This window comes from Faecalimonas sp. LCP19S3_D12, assembly GCF_052121495.1.
Lineage (GTDB): Bacteria > Bacillota > Clostridia > Lachnospirales > Lachnospiraceae > Faecalimonas.
Genome location: NZ_JBQKED010000103.1, coordinates 1 through 1,577, shown reverse-complemented (window position 1 = coordinate 1,577; position 1,577 = coordinate 1). Strand labels below are relative to the sequence as shown.

At 49.0% G+C, this 1,577-nt stretch carries 2 tRNA genes and 3 rRNA genes; all 5 read left to right on the top strand.

The annotated features are described in order from the left end of the window. Positions 1–83, top strand: a 16S ribosomal RNA gene (locus tag ACTQXY_RS15405); the annotation flags it as partial. 159 nt (positions 84–242) lie between these two features. Further along, positions 243–360: ribosomal RNA gene (rrf, locus tag ACTQXY_RS15400) — 5S ribosomal RNA — on the top strand. Between the two features lie 10 nt (positions 361–370). Continuing rightward, positions 371–444 (top strand) — tRNA-Ile (locus tag ACTQXY_RS15395). Positions 445–520: 76 nt separating this feature from the next. Next, a tRNA-Ala gene (locus tag ACTQXY_RS15390) sits at positions 521–593 on the top strand. A 228-nt stretch (positions 594–821) separates the two neighbouring features. Next, positions 822–1,577 (top strand): 23S ribosomal RNA (locus ACTQXY_RS15385); the annotation flags it as partial.

The window sequence follows — 1,577 nt, the reverse complement described above, 5'->3', positions numbered from 1 at the left end:
AGCTGCCGAAGGTGGGACCGATAACTGGGGTGAAGTCGTAACAAGGTAGCCGTATCGGAAGGTGCGGCTGGATCACCTCCTTTCTAGGGAAGAAAAGTAAGGGATTGAAAGGAATCTGTTGTTTAGTTATGAGTGTTCTGAAAAGAGGAAGTTCTTCGAACTAAGGCTCGAAAGGACCTCGCCAAGAACGAAGAACAAAGTTTTGTTCTAAGCTCGTGGAGAACCTCGCTAAGAACCAACTTTTCGGTGGCGATACGCCCAGGGGAAACACCCGTACCCATCCCGAACACGATGGTTAAGACCTGGGAGGCCGATGGTACTGCACTGGAGACGGTGTGGGAGAGTAGGTGGCTGCCGAATCTATAAAGAAGGGCTTATAGCTCAGCCGGTTAGAGCGCACGCCTGATAAGCGTGAGGTCGGTGGTTCGAGTCCACTTAAGCCCAGGTCTTTAAGTATGAGGCTGAGGAGGTAAGGTTCACTTAAGCCCATCGATAAAGTAAATATTGAAACATACCATTTGGGGGTATAGCTCAGTTGGGAGAGCGCCTGCCTTGCAAGCAGGAGGTCACGAGTTCGAATCTCGTTATCTCCATTCGATAATTGGAACTACAGCAAATCTGTTGTGGACAGTTATCAAATGTACCTTGAAAATCGCATACAAGAAACGAAATGATAAGAAAAATATCAAGACATCCGAGGTAATTGTTAAAACTAATAATTAACTCATTCGAACACAACGAATTAAAAAAATGACCTATTACCAACGCACATCACGCTAGGTGTGTGTAGCAGACATTCATTCCCGTGGATGGAAGCAGTTGGTTATGCTAGAAAGAGCGTATGGTGGATGCCTTGGCACTAAGAGCCGATGAAAGACGTGATAAGCTGCGAAAAGCTTCGGGGAGGAGCAAATATCCTATGATCCGGAGATATCTGAATGGGGAAACCCGGCGGAGCAACCCTCCGTCATCTTAACGCGAATCCATAACGTTAAGAAGGGAACCCGGTGAACTGAAACATCTAAGTAGCCGGAGGAAGAGAAAGAAACATCGATTCTGTGAGTAGCGGCGAGCGAAAGCGGAAGAGCCCAAACCGATCTGCGTGCAGGTCGGGGTTCGGACTGCGGGATTGACGAGCGAGTCTAATGGAAAGGTTTTGGGAAAGCCTGCCAGAGAGGGTGAAAGCCCCGTACATGAAAGACGAGTGAGCATGGCAGTATCCAGAGTACCACGAGACACGAGAAACCTTGTGGGAATGAGCGGGGACCACCCCGTAAGGCTAAATACTCCTTAGTGACCGATAGCGCATAGTACTGTGAAGGAAAGGTGAAAAGGACCCCGGGAGGGGAGTGAAAGAGAACCTGAAACCATATGTTTACAAGCTGTGGAAGAGCTTTCTATGCTCAACCGCGTACTTTTTGTAGAACGGTCCGGCGAGTTGTGCTGGCTGGCGAGGTTAAGGACTGAAGGTCCGGAGCCGAAGGGAAACCAAGTCTGAATAGGGCGAATATAGTCAGTCGGAGCAGACCCGAAACCGGGTGATCTACCCATGTCCAGGTTGAAGTTGCCGTAAAAGG